Source organism: Methylobacterium sp. PvR107 (genome assembly GCF_017833295.1).
Lineage (GTDB): Bacteria > Pseudomonadota > Alphaproteobacteria > Rhizobiales > Beijerinckiaceae > Methylobacterium.
This window is the reverse complement of record NZ_JAFIBW010000001.1, coordinates 3,364,648-3,380,154: the sequence shown is the minus strand read 5'-3', so window position 1 is coordinate 3,380,154 and position 15,507 is coordinate 3,364,648. Positions and strand designations below refer to the sequence as shown.

At 70.0% G+C, this 15,507-nt stretch carries 13 protein-coding genes; 4 read left to right on the top strand and 9 right to left on the bottom strand.

All coding sequences use genetic code 11. The annotated features are described in order from the left end of the window. Positions 1-123: 123 nt before the first annotated feature. Both JOE48_RS15940 and JOE48_RS15935 read right to left on the bottom strand, forming a co-directional pair. Positions 124-1,044 carry an ABC transporter permease gene (locus JOE48_RS15940; protein ID WP_210028646.1) on the bottom strand — a complete coding sequence of 307 codons (921 nt, stop codon included), beginning with the start codon at positions 1,042-1,044 and terminating at the stop codon, positions 124-126. Continuing rightward, a complete protein-coding gene (locus tag JOE48_RS15935) occupies positions 1,037-1,807 on the bottom strand; it encodes an ABC transporter ATP-binding protein (RefSeq protein WP_210028644.1) in 771 nt (256 codons plus the stop codon). Before JOE48_RS15935 ends, JOE48_RS15940 begins: the two co-directional genes overlap by 8 nt. A 418-nt stretch (positions 1,808-2,225) precedes the next feature. Here JOE48_RS15935 and JOE48_RS15930 point away from each other — a divergent pair, with 418 nt between their 5' ends. Then, positions 2,226-3,917: a methyl-accepting chemotaxis protein gene (locus JOE48_RS15930; RefSeq protein WP_210031314.1), complete on the top strand. Its 1,692-nt coding sequence runs from the start codon at positions 2,226-2,228 to the stop codon at positions 3,915-3,917. A 24-nt stretch (positions 3,918-3,941) separates the two neighbouring features. On the opposite strand, the gene JOE48_RS15925 is transcribed toward JOE48_RS15930, so the two are convergent. The 7 genes from JOE48_RS15925 to JOE48_RS15895 form a co-directional block, all read right to left on the bottom strand. Then, positions 3,942-5,081: an amidohydrolase/deacetylase family metallohydrolase gene (locus JOE48_RS15925; protein ID WP_210031313.1), complete on the bottom strand. Its 1,140-nt coding sequence runs from the start codon at positions 5,079-5,081 to the stop codon at positions 3,942-3,944. An 81-nt stretch (positions 5,082-5,162) separates the two neighbouring features. Beyond that, entirely contained in the window at positions 5,163-6,179 is a 1,017-nt protein-coding gene (locus JOE48_RS15920) for an ABC transporter ATP-binding protein (RefSeq protein WP_210031312.1), read from the bottom strand. Further along, the gene (locus JOE48_RS15915) at positions 6,176-7,174 is read right to left on the bottom strand and encodes an ABC transporter ATP-binding protein (protein ID WP_210031311.1); all 999 of its coding nucleotides are present in this window, start codon (positions 7,172-7,174) and stop codon (positions 6,176-6,178) included. The genes JOE48_RS15920 and JOE48_RS15915 overlap by 4 nt, the downstream gene beginning before the upstream one ends. Before the next feature lie 13 nt (positions 7,175-7,187). After that, entirely contained in the window at positions 7,188-8,162 is a 975-nt protein-coding gene (locus JOE48_RS15910) for an ABC transporter permease (RefSeq protein WP_409518587.1), read from the bottom strand. Next, entirely contained in the window at positions 8,159-9,100 is a 942-nt protein-coding gene (locus JOE48_RS15905; protein ID WP_210031310.1) for an ABC transporter permease, read from the bottom strand. Before JOE48_RS15905 ends, JOE48_RS15910 begins: the two co-directional genes overlap by 4 nt. Positions 9,101-9,115: 15 nt before the next feature. Further along, positions 9,116-10,702, bottom strand: a complete 1,587-nt coding sequence (locus JOE48_RS15900; RefSeq protein WP_210031309.1) for an ABC transporter substrate-binding protein — start codon at positions 10,700-10,702, stop codon at positions 9,116-9,118. Positions 10,703-11,275: 573 nt separating this feature from the next. Continuing rightward, entirely contained in the window at positions 11,276-12,553 is a 1,278-nt protein-coding gene (locus JOE48_RS15895; protein WP_210031308.1) for a polyhydroxyalkanoate depolymerase, read from the bottom strand. Between the two features lie 273 nt (positions 12,554-12,826). Here JOE48_RS15895 and JOE48_RS15890 point away from each other — a divergent pair, with 273 nt between their 5' ends. The 3 genes from JOE48_RS15890 to JOE48_RS15880 all read left to right on the top strand — a co-directional run bounded on the left by JOE48_RS15890 (position 12,827) and on the right by JOE48_RS15880 (position 15,432). Next, positions 12,827-14,218 carry an ActS/PrrB/RegB family redox-sensitive histidine kinase gene (locus tag JOE48_RS15890; protein ID WP_210031307.1) on the top strand — a complete coding sequence of 464 codons (1,392 nt, stop codon included), beginning with the start codon at positions 12,827-12,829 and terminating at the stop codon, positions 14,216-14,218. A gap of 46 nt (positions 14,219-14,264) precedes the next feature. Beyond that, positions 14,265-14,864 carry an ActR/PrrA/RegA family redox response regulator transcription factor gene (locus JOE48_RS15885; protein WP_245252845.1) on the top strand — a complete coding sequence of 200 codons (600 nt, stop codon included), beginning with the start codon at positions 14,265-14,267 and terminating at the stop codon, positions 14,862-14,864. Positions 14,865-15,186: 322 nt separating this feature from the next. Continuing rightward, entirely contained in the window at positions 15,187-15,432 is a 246-nt protein-coding gene (locus JOE48_RS15880) for a hypothetical protein (RefSeq protein ID WP_210031306.1), read from the top strand. The last annotated feature ends 75 nt before the right edge of the window (positions 15,433-15,507 follow it).

The window sequence follows — 15,507 nt, the reverse complement described above, 5'->3', positions numbered from 1 at the left end:
GCGGCGCCCCGGAATGACCGCGTCGATCGTCAACACGCAGAGGAATGTTCCAAACCGTGCAGCCCGAGCCTCTGCGGCGGGCGGGCGCGTGCCGCGCCCCGGCGGCTCGCTGACATCCGCCGCTCAGGCCTGCATGCCCCAGCGCTGGATGGTGCGGCGCTCGATTGTCTGGAAGATCAGGTTCTCGACGACGAGGCCGATCAGGATGACGGTGAGCAGCCCGGCGAACACGTTCGGGATATCGAGCATGTTCTTGTTCTCGAAGATGAACCAGCCGAGCCCGCCTGACCCCGACGAGACCCCGAAGACCAGCTCGGCCGCGATCAGGGTGCGCCACGCGAACGCCCAGCCGACCTTCAGGCCGGTCAGGATCGAGGGAAACGCCGCCGGGATCAGGATCTTGCCGATCAGGCCCGGCCCCGACAGCCCGTAATTGCGCCCGACCATCTTCAGCGTCCGGCTGACCGACAGGAAACCCGAATGGGTGTTCAGCGCGATCGCCCAGGTCACCGAGTGGACGAGCACGAAGATCAGGCTGCCGCTGCCCAGGCCGAACCAGATCAGCGCCAGCGGCAGCAGCGCGATCGCCGGCAGCGGATTGAACATCGAGGTCAGCGTCTCGAGGAAGTCGGTCCCGATCCGCGACGCGATGGCGAGGCCGGTGAGCGCGGTCGCGAGCGCGACGCCGGCGGCGTAGCCCATCAGCAGCACCTTGAGCGAGGTCCAGGCGCGGGCCGGCAGCGTGCCGTCCGCGATGCCGCGGACAAACGCCTCCACGGTGGCCGAGAAGGTCGGAAACAGGAGATCGTTGTCGAGGTAGCGCCCGTACGCCTCCCAGATCCCGGCCAGGACGAGCAGGATCACGATCTTGCGCAGCCACGCTTGGTTGTAGAGCCGCTCGGCGACCGACAGGGGCTTCTCCACCACCGTGGCGCCGTGGGCGTGGCCGGTCTCGCGCACGATCTCGGGACGGCTCGGATCCGCGGCGGACGGGCGCGCGGGTGCGGCGCGCGGCAGGCCGGTCAGGACGGGCGCGCTAGACATTCTCCGCCTCCTCGATCTCTTCCGAGAACAGCATCTGCTGGATCCGGTTCTCCAGCCCCATCGCGGCCTCCGGCGAGTCCGCGCTGTTGAGCTCCGCCTTCACCTCGCCGGGATGGGGCGAGAGCAGCAGGATGCGCGAGCCGACCTTGATCGCCTCGGGGATCGAGTGGGTGACGAACAGCACGGTGAAGCGCGTGCCCTCCCACAGCATCAGCAGCTCGTCCTGCATGCGCCGCCGGGTCAGGGCGTCGAGCGCCGCGAAGGGCTCGTCCATCAGCAGGATATCGGGCTCCATCGCCATGCCGCGGGCGATGGCGACGCGCTGCTTCATGCCGCCCGAGAGCGTGTGCGGGTAGCTGTCGGCGAACTTCGTGAGATTGACCTTGTCGATGTACAGGTTCGCCCGCTCCAGGGCGGCGCGCCCTTTCAGCCGGCCCGAGGCTTCGAGGGCGAAGACCACGTTCTGCCGGACCGTCTTCCAGGGCAGGAGCTGGTCGAATTCCTGGAACACCATCATCCGGTCGGGGCCCGGCTCGGTCACAGGCCGGCCCTTGAGCCGGATCTCGCCCTCGGTCGGCGCCATGTAGCCGCCCACCGCCTTGAGCAGGGTCGACTTCCCGCAGCCCGAAGGCCCGAGCAGCACGAACCGGTCTCCCGGCCAGATCCGGAAGCTCACCCGGTAGGTGGCCGTGACGAGGTGATCGGGCGTCTTGTAGCGCAGCGTGACGCCGTCAACTTCCAGCAGGGGCTGACCCGTGTCCATCCATCCTCCCTCGCGCCGCGGCTTGAGCCGCGTGTCGCTGACGGCCGGATATGGTCCGGCCCTCACAAAAACGTGTATCGGTCGTCATCCGAGCCTGTAAAGGCGGACCCGTCCCGGAATGCGTACCGGACGGCCCGTGTGTCAGGACCGCGCCGCGGGAATCCGGTGAGTCCGCTACGGCCGGCAACGCCGTGCCGGTCTGCCGAGACGCGCGCCCGGACGTCTTGGCCCAGCCAGCCTGCGCGCAAGATCCGGGGACCTGACGGAACAGATCCGCGCAATGTTCGATCGCGCCGAGGCGTGTCCCGGCGACGGTCGCACGCAGGGCTTCCTTAATTAATATCTCGCATTTCTGCCGCCATCAGGTCTAAACGCGGCCTGACCGATCTAGACTGAGATAAATTGTCGGGGCCACTCAATGCGATTTCAGTTCTCCATCAAGACGGCCCTGATCGGAGCTTTCGGATGCCTTGCCCTCATCGCCGCAGGACAGGGCGCGCTCTCTCTGATTAGGCTGTCCGGTATCCGTTATTCTGTGAACGAAGTGACGAAGAATTGGCTTCCGTCCGCATTAATATTGGGGACGATACAGAACGACATTGCCGATATTCGCGTCAAACAATTTCGCATGCTCACATACAACGCCACGCCGGAGCAGCGTGCCGACAATCAGAAGCTTCAGGCGGCGGTCATGGCCAAGCTCGCGGCTGACCGGGCGATCTACGAGCCCATGATCGCCTCACCCGAGGAGCGGTCCCTGTGGCAGACGTTCGGCAGGCTATGGACGCGGTACGAGGCCTCCTACCGCACGATGACGCAGCTCCTTGAGCAGGGCCAGCCAGCGGAGGCGCTGGCGCTCATCGGCAGCCGCGATCAGCTCGACATGTACAACCGCATGCGCGAGGCCCTGGCGGCGGACGCGGAGCTGAACAACCGCAGCGCGCACCAGGAGGCCAGCTCCGCTCTGGCACAGGCCGAGGCCGCCACGCTCGCCGCCTACGTCGCCGTGGGGTTCGCGGTCGCGGCGGCGCTCGCGGCCTCCCTGTTCGGCATGCTGCGGGTCTCCCGCCCGATCACGGTCATGACCCAGGGCATGGCGGTCCTGGCCGGCGGCGACGCCGTTGCCGAAGTGCCGTACCAGAATCGCCGGGACAAGATCGGCGCGATGGCCGCCGCCGTCCAGGTGTTCAAGGACAACCTGATCCGGACCCGGCAGCTCGAGGCCGAGACCGCCGAGGCGCGCCGCGCCGCGGAGGAGCAGCGCACGAGCGGCATGCGCCAGATGGCCGACAGTTTCGAGCGGGCGGTCGGCGGCATCATCGGCCTGGTCTCGTCCTCGGCCACCGAGCTGCAGGCCACCGCCGGGTCGATGTCGGCCATGGCCGCCCAAACGTCGGCCCAGTCCACGACCGTGGCGGCCGCGGCGGAAGAAGCGGCGTCGAACGTCAACACGGTCGCGGCCGCCGCCGAAGAGCTGGGAAGTTCCGTGCAGGAGATCGGCCGGCAGGTGGACGGCTCGGCGGAGCTCGCCCGGCGCGCCGTGGGCGAGGTCGACCGGACCGGTGCGCTGGTGCAGGAGCTGAGCACGGCCGTCACCCGCATCGGCGACGTGGTCGGCTTGATCTCGTCCATCGCCGGACAGACGAACCTGCTGGCGCTCAACGCCACGATCGAGGCGGCCCGCGCGGGCGCGGCGGGGCGCGGCTTCGCGGTGGTGGCCTCCGAGGTGAAGGCCCTGGCCGAGCAGACCGCCAAGGCGACCGAGGAGATCTCCGGCCAGATCGCGCGGGTTCAGGATTCGACCGGTCAGGCGGTCACGGCGATCGGCGCGATCACCGGGCGGATCCAGGAGATCAGCGGGGTCGCGACCACCATCGCCGCGGCCGTGGAGGAGCAGGGCGCGGCGACCCAGGAGATCGTCCGCAACGTCACCCAGGCGGCGCAGGGCACCGGCTCGGTGACCAGCAACATCTCCGGGGTGGCGGGCGCGGCCGAGCAGACCGGCGCGGCGGCCAGCCAGGTGCTGGGCGCGGCCTCCGAGCTGTCGCGCCAGTCCGAGCGCCTGTCCGCCGAGGTTGGCCGCTTCCTGGCGACCGTCCGGGCCGCGTGAGGCTCCGGCCTTCTGGCACCCGGCTCAGGTCGGGTGCCACCACCGGCCCTTCAGCACCACGCCCTCGGCGGTGATCCGCCGGTCGCCCGTCATGTGCTCGCCCCTCGTGTCGACGTAGTCGAAGGCGCCGTCCCGCACCGCCAGCACGGTGGCGTCGCCGAGCGCCCCGACCTTCAGGGTGCCGTACTCCATCCGCTTCAACGCCAATGCGGCGTTCACCGTGGAGGCGGCGATCACGTCGGTGAGGCTCATGCCGAGGCAGAGCATCTTGGACATGGTGGTGACCTGATCGAAGGCCGGCCCCTCGATGCAGAGCTGGTGCACGTCCGACGAGATCGTGTCCGGCAGGAAGCCGCCGGCCAGCATGGCCCGCGCCGTCCTGAAGGCGAACGAGCCCTTGCCGTGGCCGATATCGAACAGCACGCCCCGCGCCCGCGCCTCGCGGAGCGCCGGCTTCACCGCTCCTTGAGCGGTCACCGGCGCATTCGGGAACGGCCGGAACGCATGGGTCAGCACGTCGCCGGGGCGCAGCATCGCCAGCACCGCCTCGTAGCTCGGCGGCGGCTCGTCGATATGGGCCATCAGCGGCAGACCGGTCTCTTCGGCGACCTGCAGGGCGATATCGAGGGGCGCGGTGCCCTGGTCGCCCGAGGCGTGGCGCCCGACCCGGACCTTGATGCCGACGATCACGTCCCGGTTGGCCTCGGCCACCTCCACGGCCTCGCGGGGCGCCATCAGCCGCGGATCCTCGCTCTCGCCGACCATGATGGTCTTCGAGAAGCCGAAGATGCCGGCGAACGAGACGTGCAGGTAGGCCAGGATCCGCGCCTCGGACCGCTCGATCACGTGGCTGCGGAAGCCGGCAAAATTGCCGGGCCCGGCGCTGCCGGTATCGACCGAGGTGGTCACGCCCGAGGTCCTGCAGAATTCATCGGCGTCGATGCCGAGCGAGGTGCCCCCCCAATAGACATGGGTGTGCAGGTCGATCAGGCCGGGCGTGACGATGGCGCCGGCCATGTCGCGCACCTGCGTGCCGGGGCCCGCCGGCAGGTCGCGGCCGAAGCCCGAGACCCGCCCCGCCGCGAAGGCGACGTCGCAGATCCCGTCGTGGTTCTGCGACGGGTCGATGACCCGCGCGCCCTTCAGGATGAGGTCGTGCTGCACTGGGGGCTCCGGATATTGGTCGCGAGGTGGAGGCGGATCGGCCCGAGACACTTCCGTGCTCGCGATCACGGCACGGCTCCGTCAGGCCGCCTGGGCCGGCACGGCCGTGTCGTTGAGATGGCACGCCGCGAAGTGGCCAGCGCCGACCGCGTCGAGGCCCGGCACCTCGGTCCGGCAGCGGTCGAAGGCATGCGGGCAACGGGTGTGGAAGCGGCAGCCGGAGGGCGGGTTGATCGGGCTCGGAACGTCGCCCTTGAGCACGATCCGGGTGCGCCCGGCCCCGGGCTCCGGGATCGGCACCGCCGAGAGCAGCGCCTGGGTGTAGGGGTGCTTGGGTGCCAGGAACAGGTCGCGGCGCGGGCCGATCTCGACGATCTTGCCGAGATACATCACCGCCACCCTGTGGGTCATGTGCTCGACGATGGCGAGGTCGTGCGAGATGAACAGCATGGCCAGATCGAGCTCGCGTTGCAGGTCGCGGAGCAGGTTGACGATCTGCGCCTTCACCGAGACGTCGAGGGCCGAGACCGCCTCGTCGCAGATGATCAGGTCCGGCTCGGCGGCGAGCGCCCGTGCGATGCCGATGCGCTGGCGCTGGCCCCCCGAGAACTCGTGCGGGAAGCGCCCGAGCGCCTCGCGGGGCAGGCCGACCCGCTCCATCAGGCTGGCGAGGCGCTTCTCGAGGTCGGCGGCATTGTGGGCCAGCCCGAAATTGCGGATCGGCTCGGCCAGGATCGCCCGGACCCGCATCCGTGGGTTGAGCGACGAGAACGGGTCCTGGAACACCATCTGGATGTGGCGCCGCAGGGGCCGCAGCGCGCCGGCCGAGAGGTCGTCGATGCGCCGTCCGTCGAGCACCACCTGACCGGCGGTGGGCGCGTAGAGGCGCATCAGCGCCTTGGCGACGGTGGACTTGCCGCAGCCGGATTCACCGACGAGCGACAGGGTCTCGCCGCGGGCGACCGTGAAGGACAGGCCGTCCACCGCCTTGAGCACGCGCTTGGACTGGCCGAACAGGCCGCCGCCGAGGGCGAAGTGCTTCTTGAGATCGTTGACCTCCAGCAGGATACGACCGGCGGGTGCGGGCGTGGCGCTCATGCCGCGAGGGCGTCCTTCGGCGCGTAGTGGCAGGCGGCGAGATGGCCCGGCGCCTTCGGCTCCAGGGCCGGTGCGTAGGCGCGGCACAGGTCGGTGACGTCCGGGCAGCGCCCGGCGAAGACGCAGCCCTCGATCCGGCCTTTCAGGCTCGGGACCATGCCGGGGATCTCGGCCAGCCGCGCGTCGGCGCCGTGCTCCACGGCGCCGAGCTTCGGCACCGCCCCCATCAGGCCGCGGGTGTAGGGATGGCGCGGCGAGCGGAACAGGTCGCGGACCGGCGCCTCCTCGACCTTGCGGCCGGCATACATCACCACCACCCGGTCGGCGACCTCGGCGACCACGCCGAGATCGTGGGTGATCAGCATGATCGCGGCGCCGACCCGGGCCTTCAGGTCGCGCATCAGGTCGAGGATCTGGGCCTGGATGGTCACGTCGAGGGCCGTGGTCGGCTCGTCGGCGATCAGGAGCTTGGGCGAGCAGGCGAGCGCGATGGCGATCATCACCCGCTGGCGCATGCCGCCGGAGAGCTGGTGCGGGTATTCCCGCACCCGGCGGCGCGGCTCGGGGATGCCCACCAGCGTCAGCATCTCCACGGCCCGCTCCTCGGCTTCGCGCCGGCCGAGCCCCTGGTGCAGCCGCAGGGTCTCGCCGATCTGGCGGCCGACCGTCAGCACCGGGTTCAGCGAGGTCATCGGCTCCTGGAAGATCACGCTGATGTCGTTGCCGCGGATCTTGCGCATGGCGCTGTTCGGCAGGTCGAGGAGGTTTTTTCCTTCGAACTTGATCGCCCCGGCGATGCGGGCCGGCGGCTCGGGCAGGAGCCGCAGGATCGACATCGAGGTCACCGACTTGCCGCAGCCGGACTCGCCCACGATCGCCAGGGTCTCGCCCGACTGGATCGCGAACGAGACCCCGTCCACCGCCCGGTTCACCCCGTCGGGGGTGCGGAAATGGACCTGGAGGTTCTCGATCGACAGGAGGGGGGTGCCGCTCATCAGACGCTCGATCTCAGACATCTTTGGCCATGCGGGGGTCGAGGGCGTCGCGCAGGCCGTCGCCGACGAGGTTCACGGCGAGCACCGTCATCGAGAGGAAGATGGCCGGGAACAGGATGATGTAGAACTTCACCTGCCAGAGCGCCCGGCCCTCGGCCATGATGTTGCCCCAGGACGGCGTCGAGGGCGGCACGCCCGCGCCGATGAACGACAGGATCGCCTCGGTGATCATCGCGGAGGCGCAGATATAGGTCGCCTGCACGGTCATGGGCGCCAGCGTGTTGGGCAGGATGTGGCGCCAGATGATCGCCGGCATCCGGGTGCCGGTGGTCACCGCCGCCTCGACGTAGGGCTGCTCGCGCAGAGACAGGACCACGCCGCGCACGAGGCGGGCGACGCGCGGGATCTCCGCGATGGTGATCGCGATGATCACGTTCTGGACCGAGCCGCGGGTCAGCGCCATCAGGGCGACCGCCAGCAGGATCGGCGGGATCGACATCATGCCGTCGACGACCCGCATGACGATCCCGTCGAGCCAGCGCACCATGCCGGACACGAGCCCGACCGCCAGCCCGGCGATCGACGCGAGGAACGCCACCGAGAAGCCGACCAGCAGCGAGACCCGGGCGCCGTAGACCACCCGCGAATACACGTCGCGGCCGAGCATGTCGGTGCCGAACCAGTATTGCGCGGACGGCACCCGGGTGCGCTTGGCGGGCGCCAGGGCGGTCGGATCGACGGTGCCGAGCCACGGCGCCAGCACAGCCATCAGGAACACGATGAGAAGCAGCAGCCCGCCGACCACGATGGTCGGGTTGCGGCGCATGTAGGTCGAGACCCGGCCCCGGCGCTTGCGCACCGGGATGACGTCCGGCAGCGGCGCCGCGATCGCGAGACCCGGGGGCGGGGGTGCCTTCGGGGCAGCCTCTGCGGGGGGGAGGCCCGTGGGCCGGGCGCTGTCGGGGTAGGGCGCGGCGGTCGCGGTCAATAGCGGATCCTCGGGTCGAGCAAGGTGTAGGACAGGTCGATGGCGAGGTTCACGAGCACGTAGACGAAGCTGAACAGCAGCACGACGCCCTGGATGACGGGGTAATCGCGCCGGAGGATCGCATCGACCGTGAGACGGCCGAGACCGGGGATCGCGAAGACCGTCTCGGTCACGACGGCGCCGCCGATCAGCAACGCAATGCCGATGCCGATGACGGTGACGATCGGCACCGCGGCGTTCTTCAGGGCGTGGATGAACAGGACCGGCCCCTGCGACAGCCCCTTGGCCCGGGCGGTGCGCACGTAATCCTGGCTCAGCACGTCGAGCATGGTCGCCCGGGTCACCCGGGCGATCAGCGCGATGTAGACGAGGCCGAGCGTCACGGCCGGGAGGATCAGGTTGGCGAGCCAGGGCCACAGCCCCTGCTCGATCGGCGTGTAGCCCTGCACGGGCAGCCAGCCGAGTTCGAGGGCGAACACGTAGGCCAGCACGTAGCCGACTACGAAGACCGGCACCGAGAAGCCCATCACGGCAAGCCCCATCACGAGGCGGTCGATCAGGCTGCCGGCCTTCCAAGCGGCAACGACGCCGAGCGGCACCGCCACCACGATGGCGAAGACGAGGGTGACGAGCATCAGCGAGACGGTGGGCTGCACCCGCTGGCCGATCATGGTGGTGACCGGCAGGTTGGTGAAGATCGAGGTGCCGAGATCCCCGTGCAGGATCTGCCAGGACCATTCCCAGAACCGCACCAGGAACGGCCGGTCGAGACCGAGCGTGGCGCGGATGCGGGCAACGTCGTCGGGCGTCGCCTGGTCGCCCGCGATGATCGCCGCCGGGTCGCCGGGGGCGAAGTAGAGGAGGCTGAAGACGAACAGCCCGACCACCGCCATGACCGGGATGGTGGCGAGGATGCGCCTGCCGATATAGCCGAGCATGGGGCGCCTCCGGTCCTAAGCCTTCGACACGCCCCAGGTGAAGGGAATCGGCCCCTTCACGATGCCGGAGACGTTCTTCCGCCACGCCTGGTAGCCGAGGAAGAACCCGGTCGGGACGTAGACCACGCCCTCGATGGCGGCAGCGTTGACCTTGTCGATGGCGGCCTTCTCGGCGGCCGGGTCGGCGGCGTCGAACCACTCGGCGATGGCGGTCTCGACCGGCGGGATGTTCGGCCAGCCGAACCATGCCTTGTCGCCGCTGGCGCGCACCGCCGGATAGCCCGCCGGGTTGATGGTGTCGGCGCCCGCATGCCAGGTGTGGAACATGTTCCAGCCGCCCTGAGACGGCGGCGCCTTGGAGGTCCGCCGGGTCCCGGTGGTGCCCCAGTCGGTGGCGACGAAATCGACGTTGAAGCCCATCTGCTTCAGCAGGTCGGCGGTGATGTCGCCCTGCGCCTTGGTGATCCCCTGGTCCTGGGCCACGATGCAGGTGACGGGCTCACCCTTGTAGCCGGCTTCCTTGAGCAGCTTCCGGCCGAGCGCGATGTCGCCCTTGCCGACATTGGCGCCGCCGGCCTCGCTGTAGAGCGGCGTTCCCGGCGTGAAGAAGCCCGGCAGCTTCTTCCACAGGCTGTCGTCGTCGCCGACGATCGCCCGCATGTAATCCTCCTGGCTCATCGCGGTCATGACCGCCTGCCGGATCTTCGGGTTGTCGAAGGGCGGGTGCAGGTGGTTCATCCGGAACGAGCCGACATTGCCCAGCGGGTCGGCGATATCGACGTTGAGGTTGGCGTTCTTGCGCAGCAGCGGCACGAGGTCGGAGATCGGGTTCTCCCACCAGTCGACCTCGCCGTTCTGCAAGGCCGCCGACGCGGTGGCGGCGTCCGGCATGATCACCCACTCGACCCGGTCGACCAGCATGCGCTTGCCGCCCGCGAGCCAGGAATTCGGCTCGTCGCGGGGCTTGTAGCCGGCGAAGGTCTCGAACACCGCCCGGGCACCCGGCACCCACTCGTTGCGGACGAACTTCATCGGGCCCGAGCCGACATACTCGGTGATCTGCGTGAACGGGTCGGTCTTGGCGATCCGCTCCGGCATCATCAGCGCCATCGGGGCGTTGGTCTTGCCCAGCGCGTAGAGCAGCTTCGGGAACGGCTTCTTCAGGCGCCAGCGGAAGGTCCGGTCGTCGGTCGCCGCCAGCTCGTCCTGGATGCCCCGGATCATCTGGCCGATCGGGTCCCGGGCCATCCAGCGGGTGAGGCTCGCCACCACGTCCTTGGCCTGAACCGGCTCGCCGTCGTGCCACGTGAGGCCGGGGCGCAGCCGGAAGGTCCAGGTCAGCTTGTCGCCCGAGACCTCCTCCGATTCGACCATCTGGCGCTGCGGGTTCAGCTGCGCGTCGACGCCGTACAGCATGTCCCAGACGAGGGTGCCGGCGTTGCGCACGACGTACTGGGTGCCCCAGATCGGATCGAAATTGGCGAGGTTGGCCTGGGGGACGAAGCGCAGAACCTTGGCGCCCTGGGCGAGCGCCGGGCGTGCAATCTGCGGTGCGGCCAGCCCGAGCGCGGCCGAGCCCTTCAGGAACGTCCTGCGGTCCATTGTCTTCTCCCTGGCGGCGCGGATCTCAAGCACTGGTCGCCGGCCCACACCTTGCGGGCGAGTTTGAACGGTTCTGACGCGGGGGCGCAATGGCCCGGCGTGACAACGGGGCCCGCGCACGGGCCGGCCCGGCCGCCGACCGCGCGGCGGCAACAGGATGGGCGTTGGTGGTCTCGGTGCGGATCGGGCTCACGGACAGCGTCTCGCAAGCCCCGCGCCAGCCAGGCCGGGAGTGCGTTATGTATTCAAATTGGCTGGGGATTTGTCCGCGCACGGATCAGGGCCCGGCGCACGCACGTTCGCCCCCGGTCCCATCCGCTCAAGAATCCGACAGCTCGGATCGATCGGCGGCCCGGAATGCGGAACGCTCTGTCCGCCGCCCGGAGCAAGCCGGCCGAAGACGCTCCCCCCGTCGTCCCGGGGCTGCGCAGCGGAACCCGGGCTTTAGCGCCGCGGGCAGGCCCAAACCTCGCGCTGCCGGCGGCTCCGGATTCCGGGCTCGCCTGCGGCGCCCCGGAATGACGGCGCGGATCATCGCGGAGATGCGGAACGAAATCCCGCTGAGAGGTTCCCTCAGCCCACTTGGCGCAGATGCCCGCCGCGCGCGCCGGGCACCGCCTGCATGGCGCGGATGAAGGCGGCGATGCGCGGCGCGATCACCGCGCGGTAGCGCGAGCCGTTGAACACGCCGTAATGGCCGACGCCGGCCTGGAGGTGGTAGGCCTTGCGCGCCTCGGGCAGGTTCGGCGTCAGGTCGAGGGCCGCCTTGGTCTGGCCGACGCCGGAGATGTCGTCGTTCTCGCCCTCGACCGCGAGGATCGCGCAGCGGCGGATCGCCCCGAGATCGACCGGCACGCCGCGGTGCCGCATCTGCCCCTTCGGCAGGGCGTGGTCGACGAACACGGTCTGGACGGTCTGGAGGTAGTACTCGGCGGTCAGGTCCATCACCGCGAGATACTCGTCGTAGAACTCCCGGTGCTTCTCGGCCGAGTCGCCGTCGCCCGTCACCAGGTGGTCGAACATGTCCGAATGGGCGGTGACGTGGCGGTCGAGGTTCATCGCCATGAAGCCCGACAGCTGCAGGAAGCCCGGATAGACCTGGCGCCAGGCCCCCGGATAGATCGGCGGCACGAGGCTGATCGTGTTCTTCTCGAACCACGCCTGCCCGCGCTCCTGCGCGAGGCAGTTCACCGCGGTGGGCGAGCGGCGCGTGTCGATCGGGCCGCCCATCAGGGTCATCGAGACCGGCACGGCGGGCTCGTCGGCCGCCTCCATCAGCGCCACCGCGGCGAAGACCGGCACCGCCGGCTGGCACACGGCCATGACGTGCAGGTCCGGCCCGAGGACCGCGAACATCTCCTGCAGGTAGTCGATGTAGTCGTCGAGATCGAACCGGCCGGCGACGACCGGCACCATCCGGGCGTCGGTCCAGTCGGTGATGAACACCCGGTGGTTCGGCAGCATCGCCTCCACGGTGCCGCGCAGCAGCGTCGCGTAATGCCCCGACATCGGCGCGACGATGAGCAGCTTCGGCTGCGGCTCGGCCGGGGCGGCCGGGAAGGCGCGGTCGAAGGCGATCAGGCGGCAGAACGGCCGCTCCCAGACCACCCGCTCGGTGACCGGAACCGCTGCGCCGTCCACGATCGTCTCGGTGAACCCGAAGGCGGGCTTGCCGTATTGGCGCGTGACGCGCTCGAACATCTCGCAACCGGCGCTGACCGCGCGGGCATAGGGTCCGTAGGCCAGGGGATTGCCGGGAATCTGCAGCCCGTAGCGCGTGAGGTCCGCGGCGACCCGGGCCGGAGCCATCAGGGCGCGGGCACCCTCGTACATCGAGTAGGCCAGGAGCATCGTTACCTCGCGGTCTCGGGTCCGACCGCTGGCGTCCAGCCTCGCGGCTCGGACGGCTGGAACCCGGAGCGTCAGGATAATGTTCCAGCCTGAACGATTATGGAACATCCCGACGTCAGGCCGATTGGCCCATGACGACGTTAGCCCGCGACAATTCGGCCCGACCGCGGTGTTGGGACGGATTGCCGGACTCCCCGCCTCCGCGCCATGCGGTAGGACTCCGCGAGCCAGCCGCACCGGGACCGCCGGTCCGGCGCCGCACCGAAACAGCGCATGCCCGACACCGATCTCAGCGGCCTCGGCCGCGACGCCCGACACCTGCGGCTCGACACCTTCGTCCGCCTGCGCTGGCTCGCGATCACGGGCCAGAGCGCCGCCGTGGTCGGGGCGCAGTTCGGCCTCGGCCTGCCGCTGCCGTTCGGGTGGTGCTTCCTGGTGATCGCCACCTCGTCCTGGCTGAACCTGGCGCTGCGCATCCGCTTCCCGGCGAGCTACCGGCTGAGCGACGATTCCGCGGCTCTGCTGCTGGCTTTCGACATCGTCCAGCTCGCCGCCCTGCTGTTCCTCACCGGCGGCCTGCAGAACCCGTTCTCGCTGCTGTTCCTCGCCCCCGTGCTGATCTCGGCGACCGCCCTGCCGCCCGAGCGGACGCTGGCGCTCGGCCTCCTGGCGGTGGGGCTCGCGACCCTGCTGGCCCTGGTCCACCGGCCCCTGCCCTGGTTCGCGGACGGGCGGATCGAGCTGCCGTTCCTCTACGTCTCCGGGGTCTGGACCGCGATCCTGCTCGGCACCGCCTTCACGGGCGTCTACGCGTGGCGCGTGGCCGAGGAGACCCGCCTCCTCGCCCAGGCGCTGGCCGCCACCGAGCTGGTGCTGGCGCGCGAGCAGCACCTGTCGCAGCTCGACGGGCTGGCGGCCGCGGCGGCCCACGAACTGGGCACCCCGCTCGGCACCATCATGGTGGTGACCAAGGAGCTGATCCGCCAGCTCGGGCCCACCGCCTCGCCGGCGGTCGCGGAGGATCTGAATCTCCTGCGCGAGCAGGTCGACCGCTGCCGGGGCATCCTCGGCAAGCTGACCTCCCTCGACGGGGACGGGGCCGGGGCCGGCTTCCTGGAGACGGTCACGTTCAGCCACCTCGTGGAGGAGCTGGTCGCCCCGCAGCGGGCGCTCGGCGCCGGCCTCGACGTAACCAGCGTCGGCGATGGTCCGGAGCCGGCCTGCCGCCGCAACCCGGGCGTGATGTTCGGCCTCGCCAACATCCTCGACAACGCCGTGGACTTCGCCGAGGCCCGGGTCTCCGTGGAGGGGCGCTGGTCGGCCGAGCGGGTCTGGATCGAGATCCGCGACGACGGGCCGGGCTTCTCCAGCGAGGTCCTGCTGCGGGCGGGCGAGCCCTACGTGACGACCCGCAGCCACGACCGGCCGCAATCCGGCGAGACCGTCGGGGCGGGGCTGGGCCTGGGCCTGTTCATCGCCAAGACCCTGATCGAGCGCTCGGGCGCCCAGCTCGCCTTGATGAACGTCGCGGCGCCGGACGCGCATGGGGCGGTCGTGCGTGTTTCCTGGGCTCGCCACATCTTCGAGCGCGGAGCGGTGCCGCGACATTCTCCTGAACTCAATATCCGCCCCCCCCTGCCACCGCGCGATGTCGTCCCTATATGAAGGACAGACCAAGAACCCGACGACGAAAACCCGAAAGGATTGCCGGATGCTCACGCAGCCCGGGACCCCGGTGGCGACTGACGCTGCCGTGATCAACGACGCCGATCCGCTGGCCGCCTTCTCCGACCGCAGCCTGCTGATCGTCGACGACGACAAGCCCTTCTCGACGCGCCTCGCCCGGGCCATGGAGAGCCGCGGCTACCACGTGCAGGTGGCCGACAGCGTCGCCGACGGCGTCTCGGCCGTCGAGGCGCGGGCGCCCGCCTTCGCGGTGATCGACATGCGCCTCGGCGACGGCAACGGCCTCGACGTGATCGCACGCCTGAAGGAGCGCCGGCCGGAAGCGCGCGGCGTGATCCTGACCGGCTACGGCAACATCGCCACCGCGGTGACCGCGGTGAAGCTCGGCGCCTTCGACTATCTCGCCAAGCCGGCGGATGCCGACGAGATCCACGGCACGCTGATGGCGCAGCCGGGCGAGCGCGCCGACCCGCCGGAGAACCCGATGTCGGCGGACCGGGTGCGCTGGGAGCATATTCAGCGCGTCTACGAGCTGTGCAGCCGCAACGTCAGCGAGACCGCCCGGCGCCTGAACATGCACCGGCGGACGCTGCAGCGGATCCTGGCCAAGCGCGCCCCGCGCTGACGTCGGGGCTTCGCGTTCAGGGTCGCGGCTCGTGTCGGTTCGGGTCGCCGTCTCTGAGGCCGGCATCGTCCTGGCGTTCCGGGGCGCCGCGGGCGAAACCGGAGCCGCCGCAGCGCCGAGCTGAGCACGCCGGGCGCTCCGGATTGCGGGCCCTGCTGCGCAGTCCCGGAAGGACGGGCTTGGCTCCCGTGAGGCGCTGCCCTGTCGCGCCGCTCCGCGAGCGTCGGCACACACGCGGTTGCGTCGGCTGGCCTGTGTGGGCTAGCTGCACGGGTCTCGGGCGGTTCCGTCCGGGACCCGGATTCTTGTAAGGGCGGATTTCGTGAACGGGCGCAACGCCATCACCATCGTGAGCATGATGGTCCTCGTCGGCACCGAGGTGTTCGCCGTGGCGATTGCGGCCGGCTGGGCCGTCGCCGGCATCTTCGATCTCGGCGACCGCGTGGGCCATGTCCTCATGGGGATCTTCAGCCTCTTCGCGGCCTGGATCATGGTCCAGCTGTGGCGCCGGGCGACCAGCATCGAGCCGCTGAGGACCGGTGCCCCGGCGCCGCGCCGGCCGGCCTGAGGCCGTCGGGACATACACCTTCAACCTATAATTGAGAGATTGACCCCTCCCATGCGCCCGACGCGTTCGACAGTC

What these genes read in the sequence shown, in the direction of transcription:
- JOE48_RS15900 (WP_210031309.1), bottom strand. Translation starts at nt 10,702, where the DNA reads ATGGACCGCAGGACGTTCCTGAAGGGCTCGGCCGCGCTCGGGCTGGCC.
- JOE48_RS15915 (WP_210031311.1), bottom strand. Translation starts at nt 7,174, where the DNA reads ATGAGCGGCACCCCCCTCCTGTCGATCGAGAACCTCCAGGTCCATTTC.
- JOE48_RS15920 (WP_210031312.1), bottom strand. Translation starts at nt 6,179, where the DNA reads ATGAGCGCCACGCCCGCACCCGCCGGTCGTATCCTGCTGGAGGTCAAC.
- JOE48_RS15895 (WP_210031308.1), bottom strand. Translation starts at nt 12,553, where the DNA reads ATGCTCCTGGCCTACTCGATGTACGAGGGTGCCCGCGCCCTGATGGCT.
- JOE48_RS15905 (WP_210031310.1), bottom strand. Translation starts at nt 9,100, where the DNA reads ATGCTCGGCTATATCGGCAGGCGCATCCTCGCCACCATCCCGGTCATG.
- JOE48_RS15890 (WP_210031307.1), top strand. Translation starts at nt 12,827, where the DNA reads ATGCCCGACACCGATCTCAGCGGCCTCGGCCGCGACGCCCGACACCTG.
- JOE48_RS15885 (WP_245252845.1), top strand. Translation starts at nt 14,265, where the DNA reads ATGCTCACGCAGCCCGGGACCCCGGTGGCGACTGACGCTGCCGTGATC.
- JOE48_RS15930 (WP_210031314.1), top strand. Translation starts at nt 2,226, where the DNA reads ATGCGATTTCAGTTCTCCATCAAGACGGCCCTGATCGGAGCTTTCGGA.
- JOE48_RS15935 (WP_210028644.1), bottom strand. Translation starts at nt 1,807, where the DNA reads ATGGACACGGGTCAGCCCCTGCTGGAAGTTGACGGCGTCACGCTGCGC.
- JOE48_RS15940 (WP_210028646.1), bottom strand. Translation starts at nt 1,044, where the DNA reads ATGTCTAGCGCGCCCGTCCTGACCGGCCTGCCGCGCGCCGCACCCGCG.